The organism is Mycoplasmopsis cricetuli ATCC 35279 (assembly GCF_000526955.1).
GTDB lineage: Bacteria > Bacillota_I > Bacilli_A > Mycoplasmatales > Metamycoplasmataceae > Mycoplasmopsis > Mycoplasmopsis cricetuli.
The window spans coordinates 1-8,241 of the sequence record NZ_JAHB01000021.1 but is presented as its reverse complement, the minus strand read 5'-3'; the positions used below and the strand labels follow the sequence as shown (position 1 = coordinate 8,241).

Here is an 8,241-nt window from a genome sequence, read left to right as displayed (position 1 = left end):
AAATCAGTTCCTGAAACAACATCAAATTCAAAAGTTACAAAATACTCATTTCCTTCTTTAACTAATTGTTTATTTTGTTCAAAGAAATATCTACGCTTGTTATTAGTTGGAGTTAAAGTAAGATTTAATATATCTTTATCAACTAAAATTTCATCTAATGAAGAAATTTTGTATTTTAACTTTAATTTATCCAAAGTATTAATCTCTTCAACTAATTCAACACTAGTTAATTTAGCTGGGGTTGCAAATTCATTTACCAGTACACTAAAAGCTGAATTTGATTGAATAATACTATTTTTATTGTTTGTAGAAACATTTTCATTAACATCAACAAATAAATCAAAATTTCTATATTTTCTATTTGAAACTAAATTATCAAAAACTATTGCAACATTATTATTTTTTAATTTAGCAAATTCATTAGAATTAATTTTTAGTAATTGAGGGTTTCTATTATCACTAATTTTAGTTTGAGAAATTTGACCAATAAATTTTAATTGATTTTTAAAGTGTTTTAAGTTATCTGAAAGTTCTATATCTAATAAATATTTTGCTTTAACTGGATTTGCTTCATTTAGTTCAATATTTGTCAATACTGGAGTATATCCACCAACTTTATTTTTAAGTCATACTTTATTGCTAAAAATTTGATTTATAGATATTTCTTTATCTTGGATTTTATTATTCTGTTTAATATTTTTTATAGTAATTTTATTAACTAAATTTTCTTTATTTAATAAAACTTCATTAACAACAAATTCAACAACTTTTTTATTATTTTCAATTGATGTTTTAGCAACTATTTTTTTAGTTTTGTTGTTTGCTGTTAGAGTTCTAAGAGTTACATCTAATTCAACCTCATAATTTTCATCAATTAAAAGGTTATCCTGATCATGAATAATAAATTTAAGCTTTGCTTCATAAAGCTTAGGAGAATCTAAAACAATCATTTCAGCATCAAATTTACCTAATTTTTTTTCACTTGTAAAAAACGCCTCATCTGAAAGATCTTTAAAAACTCTCTTTAAAAATTTAGGATCATAATTAATAGCTCTTTCTTTTGTCAAATTATTTTCATTTACTTGTAAAAATGAATCAACAAAATAAATACTCTCAAGTTCGTATAAACGATTTTTTTGAATTGTTCCATTAACTAATTCAATATCATTTATATCAATAAATTTATTTCTTGCTTGTGCTGAAACATCTTTTATAAGATTTTTAGCAAAATAAATTTTTTCATTAAAACTTTGAGATTTGTATTTCAAAATAATTTTTTTATCTTTTAATAACTTAAAAACTAAATTATTTTCATTATTTAATTTTAAGTTAAGAACTTGCTTATTGTTTAGTGAATAATTAAACTTATATTTTGGAAAAATTTTTTTAATTAAATTATTGTAATCAAGAATAGGATCGCTTGCTATAAAACTATCATGATTATTTGAATTTCTATTATATGGAACTGCAAACAATTGTGAAAATTTAGACTCACCTTTTAATAACTTAATATTGTCATAATTAACTTCAATGTTTCCATTTAATTTATCTAATTGATCAATTTTTAAAGTTCCATCTTCATTAATTGAAAAAATTTTAGTTTCATTTGCATTTTTTAAGTAATTAAAATAATTAATAGAAATTTTATCGTTAATATTTCATACTTCATTTTTAGGCAACTTAAAATAAGTTAAATTATTTTTTAATTTTTTATCATAAAAAATAACAATTTTTCCAAAATAAAATTTACTATCATACTTTAAAAAATCATTTTTAGTTTTAATTTTTCAATTTGCTTTAAATTTAGTATCACTTAAATCAAAATTTTTAAATTCTTCCAACTGTATTGGCTTAATTTGTGCCATCCCAGTATCATCAATAGTTACAAGTCTTGTAACATTTTTATTTTTATTTGTTTCAATTTCAATTGCAATTGTCTGACCTTTTTTTGAAGAGTCAAATTGTCTATAAAAAATTAAATCACCATTTTCATCAACTTTAGATGTCTTATTAATAATCCTATTAGATAAATCAATTGAATCAAAAGTAAAATTAAATCTAGACGAACTTACTTTTTTTAAAATATAATTTTTACCTTCAATTAATTTTTCTGCTTCAAAAGTTATACTCCCATTTTCATCAACCATTTCATTAAAAGAATATTCATTATCTTGTTCATCTGCAAAAATTAAATTTAACTCTTTTAAACTTAAAAATTTAATGTTTTGTTCATCAAAATTTAAAACAAGTTTTGTATCCTCGAGCAAGTTGTTTAAAACCTTACTTTTTAATAAAATAGATTTTTCTTCTAAATCATTATCTTTTAAAAGTAAAGGTAAAGATGAGCCAACTGCAACTCCTGGGATTAAAAGGCCTAATCAAAGCAATAAACCTTTATTTTTACTTTGTAGTTTTATTAGTTTGTTAGATTTGGACATGATAAAATTACTCCTTTTTTTATTGCTAAAAACAAGAAAAGTGCAAATAATTAAATATTTGCTCTAAAATTTTTAAATCAATTTAAACTTTTACTCATTTTTTTAATTAAATTAATTTCAAAGTATAAAGTTATTATATTAAAAAAAAAAAAAAAAAAGCATTTCTTTACATATTTTTTTACAACTAATAAATAAACTAAAATAACATTAAAGTTATTAATTTTTATTAAAAAATCACTTTTTTACTTTAAAAACTTCTAAAAAAACTATTTTTAAGTTATATTATTTAATTTATCTTTTATAATTAAATAAATATGTAAATTTAAGGAGAAAAAGTGAAACATTTTGATATTGTTATTCTTGGTGCTGGTCCAGCTGGTTATTCATTAGCTGCCATTCTTGCAAATCACAATAAAAAAGTTGCAATAATTGAAAAAAACAATTTAGGTGGTACATGCGTTAATGCTGGATGTATTCCCTCAAAAACTTTAATTGAATCAGCAAGATTGCTTGAAAAAATTAATAAATTAACAAATGAAGAAATTCAGTTAAAAAACTTAGATCTTTATTATCAAAAAACAATTACAGATCGTTTAAACAATAGTGAAAAATTACAAAATAACATTGAGATTTTACTAAATAATTTAAATGTTAAAATTATAAAAGGTCAAGGAAAATTAATTGATTCAAACACACTTAAAGTAAATCAAGAAAATATAAAATTTGACAAATTAGTTATCGCAACTGGAACAAGACCAAGAATTTTAAGTATTCCTGGTTTTGAGCAAGGTTATAAAAATAAAATACTAATTGATACAACTGAAGCACTAAGTCTTCAAGAAATTCCTAAAAATTTAACTATTATTGGAGCTGGTGTTATATCCTTAGAAATGGCTTATTTTTATTCAACATTTGGAACTGAGGTTACTATTTTAGAAACAGCAGATGAAATTTTTTCTAGATATTCTAATGAAGTTAAACAATGACTTAAAAATTGATTAGTAAAGAAAAATATCAAATTTGTTGAATCAGTAAAAATTGAAGAATTTAAAGATAATAAATTAATTACCACAAATCAGAAAACAAATAGTCAAGAGATATTTGAAACTGAAAAAATTTTAATTGCTGCAGGAAGAGTTCCAAATATTGAAGGTTTAGAAGCATTAAATTTAGTCTTAAACAAAAATTCAACAATTAAAGTTAATGAAAAAATGAAAACTTCTGTAAAAAATGTTTATGCCATCGGAGATGTAAATGGTATTTTAGGTCTTACAACTAGCGCTTACAAGCATGGAGACATTGTAGCAAAAGACATTTTAAATTTTTCTAAAAATGAACATTTTAACCCTTCATTAATTTCAAACTCTATTTATTTAGATCAAGAAATATCAATGGTTGGTTTAAATGAAAATCAATTAACTGAAAAAGGAGTTGAATTTATAAAACTAACAATTCCAGGAAATAAACTTCCGCGAAATTTTGTAGAAAAAAATGATTTAGATGGATTTTTAGAGATAGTTATAAATAAACATAACTTTAAAATTCTTAGTGCAACTATTATTTTAAAAAATTCATCACTTTTAATTAATCACCTTGCAAGTTTTATTGCACAAGAAAAAACTATTTTTGATTTACAGGAAAGTAATTACACCCATCCTACTTTAGCTGAAGCAATTTATTATCTTGCTCGAAATTTTACTTTTAAAAAATAAGAATTTTAATTTTTATTAACATACAGACACTAAAATTATTTTTTAGTGTTTTTTAAATTCAAAAATTAATTACTTAATTTAATATAAAAATTATTTTTACTTTTAAAATAAAAATCAATAAAAATATGTAACAAAAAATTAAACTAATAACAAAAATCAAAAAATGATTCCTGAATTTAACAGAAATCATTTTTAAAAAATTTAATTTTTTTATCACTTTAAATTTTTATGCTTTTTATTTATTTTACTTATCAAAATCATCAGTTAAAACAAATTCTCTTACTGAGTTGCTTTCATTAAAATATTTAGTTGTGTATCATCCACCTCATTTAGAACCACCATAAATAACTTTTAAATAATCATTATATTTTGCTGATCTTATAATTCTGTAATTTAAATTATTAATTGAAGTTGAAGATAAATTTCTTTTTGAAAAATATCACTTATATTCTCATGTCTTAGAATCTTTAATACTTTTTTTATGTCATTCAACTCAATCTCAATCATAAAAAAGTGATACTCGTTTATTAAATAAAGTAAATGTTTCAGCTTTTTCATTAACATAAAAAATAACTGAAGTATCAAAATCATAAAAGAATTTATAGTTCTCAGATCTTCCTGCTTTAGATCAACCTGATAACAAAGGAGTATAATATTGATTATCTACAAATCATTCAAGAGCTATATCAGAAAAAAATTTCTCGCAAACTCTTTGAGTTATAAATGTTGCATCAGTTTTTTTAAAATCAATTTCAATAAATAACTCTTCATAATCATTAATATTTATTGAATTATCTAGTGGTAATAAATATAAAGTGTGATCTGTTGCATCTTTTTTTCTAAATAACCCATTTTTTATATTTGGAAATATACGTGAAGATACTCTAAATTTAGTCAATTCTTCATTTATTGGAATTAATATTCATTTTTGTTCAATATGATTATTAGTTGAAACTTGAGTGACAATTTTATAAACTCCAGCAGTATCTGTTTGCTTTGGTGTTAATGAAAAAGTTAAATCACTGTTAAAATTATTTTGCTTTAGGGTAATTCTTTCTTGAGTATCATAATAAAAATGATAAACCAAATCTCCATTACTTGATTTTAATGCATGTAATTCAGCTTTTTTTGATATATCAAAAATTGAAACGTAAGAATTTGGAATATTTTTGCCAAAAACTTCATATGCTATATTATTTTTATTGGATAAAATTAATTCAATATCGGATGCTTCTGATTTGTAACTTGGAGTTTTATGTGGCATATGAGTGTATTTATAATAATTATACTCTTCAAAAATACAATTATGAAATTTAGAATTTGACTCATAATTACTTCCTCAGTCAGGGCAAGTAAATCCAAATGCCCCTGATACACCTTCACTTATATCACCTACATTAAAAACTTCTGGAACTGATAAATGCACCGGCATTGCCGCTGAAGGAGTTCAAGGATTAGGATTAGCTTGTGTTTCTTCATCTAGATAATCTTGATTTAAAATTTCTGGTTCATGAATTCTTGTTGTTTCAACAACTCTTCCAACAGGATGTGAAGCATGACCAGGAGCCACAGGAACAGCATCTATTCTTCATGCTGATCTAACTGATGTAGCTGCTACAGGACCATCAGAAAATCACTCCCTTTGATAAGAAAAAGAAGTTCTTAAAGCCCTTATTCCCATATTTGCCATATCACGATCACCTTCATCGTATGTTACATCATCATTATAAATAAGATCTAAAAGACTTTCTCCTGTTTGACGTGCATTATAAAAATATTGATCGGCACGAACTTCATATAAATAACCAACTCTAGGGTGAGTGGGTACGTGAGGCCTTAATCAACTTCCAAAATATCTAATTGCTGCTGTTGGCGTTTCAGCAAAAGAAACAAATCAACTTTGTCCAAAATTAGTTGAAACTATGTGTTCAAAAAAATTTCTTATATCTCCTAGATTTCTAAATCCTTCTCTAAAAATAATTTCTGGTGGTCTAGTATCCACTCTATAAACAAATCTTGGTGTATTAGGATTTTGTTGACTATCATGTTTATTAAAATGTCTGCTTAAAATAGTGTTTGAATTAATATATTTTTTGTTAGTTTGTTTTTCCATTTTTTATAAATACTTAAATTACAATAGTAAAAAAATAATTTTTTCAACTATTTTAAATTTAAGTATAGCCTCCTTTTAATTATTTAAAAATTTTAAATTTAACATTTGAAAATGTTAATTTTTGTTCAAATATAGGCATTAAACTGTAAAATGAAAAGTATTTTGGTTATAAAGCACCATTTTTTACTTTATTTTATTGCATGCATATTTTTAAATTAATGTTTCTTTTGCAACAGTTTTTTATACCCTTTACCAAAAGCTTCAATTAACCATTTTAAATATCTCCTTTTTTGTATTTATAGCTATTATCATTAAAAATAATTTACAAAATCATTCTTTACAATAGCTACTATAATTATAAAAAAACTATTTAAATTTAATTAGCATAAATATTAAAATTTAGTTTTTTCAACCAAATTTTTTCTGTGTTCATAAACTTATTTGTTTTAAAATTTATTAATAAATTCAACATACATAATCAAATAAAAAATAAAATTTCCATTTTATTTTTTAACTTTGTATTTTTATAAATTAAATTGATAAAGCAACGATTTTGTAAATAAATTTATTTTTAATTTCATTTAAGACTTAGAAGTTTTTACATTAAATTTTAAATAAAAAACATTAGAAGTTATTCTAATGTTTTTTGAATGATTTTAAAAAATAAATTAACTAGACATTTCCATGTCATTAATTTTCAATACCACTCCTTTAAGAGTTCAATCTAAAGTTTCTTTGGCTATTCCCTCAGCAGTTTTCTTTCATCTTCAGTGAGGAATAAATGTAATTTTTACATTAACTTTCAATTGAGTTAAACCTTTTGTAAATGTTGTGTCGCTTTGATTTTCTTCAGCTAACATAAATTCAATTTTTTCAATTGCTCTTCCTACTCTAGGTTTTGGAAAATTACCTTTAGGTGCTTCAGTAAGTTTTGCAGTATTAGCATTTTTATATAATTTAACAAATTGATCAATTTTATAATCAGGTAATGCTCTTTTTGGAAGTGGTTTTCCATCTGAATTTTTGTAAATTGGTTCTAATTTATCATTAAGATTAGGAACTGGGAAATAAATGTTTGTATTTTTTTCATCTGATACATTAAAGTATTTATTTAATTCCTCAATAGCCTCTTTCTTAGTTGTTTTATTAAATCCTGAAATAATAATGGTTGAATCAGTGGTTGGTGCTAAAGTATCAGCATCAACTACCCTATAACCAGAAACTTTTATTTTTGCAGGTCCACTAATATTGTAAATCTTTTTATCTTTTGAAATAATTTTAAACACCAAATCTATTTCAACTTCGTTTTTCTCATAAGTTGAAGGAATAAAATCTTCACTAATAGATTTATCAGACTTTGAACTTACATAAACTTTATCAATTTCAAGATTTTCACTTAGTTTTTGATCTTCTTTTAAAAATTCATTAATTTTTTTTATAAATTTTTTAGTAAAAGATTCACCATCATTTGAAGCACCTGTTTGCAATTGATTATCATTTTTAATTCATAGCCCTGCTTTAATAGCTGAAAGTGCATTTACTTTTAAAATTGGCATCCCTGGTCTAGTTGTTGTATTTTCAAAACCATAATCAAGTTGTTTTGAAGCATCAAATGAAGTTTTTTGTTCAGCAACTGGTATAAAACTTTTTGATGTTTCATTTGTGTTTGAAGTACATTGCATTGCAAGTCCAGCAATAGGAAGTACACTTCCAATTGCTAAAGGCAAAATAAATTTCAATTTTTTCATTAAAATCTCCTTGATAATTAATAAAACATATTAACATGGCAATATTTAATTTAAACTACAAATAAATTTTGATATTACCTAACAATATTTTAACTTATTTTTAATTAATTGTTTAATTTAAATAAATAAAAAACAATAAATTTCTATAAAATTTCATAAAAAAGTATTTTTTTTCACAAATTATAGTTTTTTAACTAAAAATTAAATTTCTAAAAAAAAAAAAAAAAAAA

General features: G+C 22.8%; 4 protein-coding genes. 1 reads left to right on the top strand and 3 read right to left on the bottom strand.

The features are described from left to right. A partial coding sequence (locus U744_RS04350) for a hypothetical protein (RefSeq protein WP_036432071.1) occupies positions 1-2,438 on the bottom strand: 2,438 nt, incomplete at its 3' end. Between the two features lie 335 nt (positions 2,439-2,773). On the opposite strand from U744_RS04350, the gene U744_RS0103745 reads away from it, so the two are divergent. Continuing rightward, positions 2,774-4,150, top strand: coding sequence for a dihydrolipoyl dehydrogenase (locus U744_RS0103745; protein WP_025755716.1), 1,377 nt, complete (start codon positions 2,774-2,776; stop codon positions 4,148-4,150). 244 nt (positions 4,151-4,394) lie between these two features. On the opposite strand, the gene U744_RS0103740 is transcribed toward U744_RS0103745, so the two are convergent. Together U744_RS0103740 and U744_RS0103735 are read right to left on the bottom strand one after the other, a co-directional pair. Further along, positions 4,395-6,263 carry a hypothetical protein gene (locus tag U744_RS0103740; protein ID WP_025755715.1) on the bottom strand — a complete coding sequence of 623 codons (1,869 nt, stop codon included), beginning with the start codon at positions 6,261-6,263 and terminating at the stop codon, positions 4,395-4,397. A 668-nt stretch (positions 6,264-6,931) separates the two neighbouring features. Further along, positions 6,932-8,011, bottom strand: a complete 1,080-nt coding sequence (locus tag U744_RS0103735) for a hypothetical protein (RefSeq protein ID WP_025755714.1) — start codon at positions 8,009-8,011, stop codon at positions 6,932-6,934. Between the last annotated feature and the right edge of the window lie 230 nt (positions 8,012-8,241).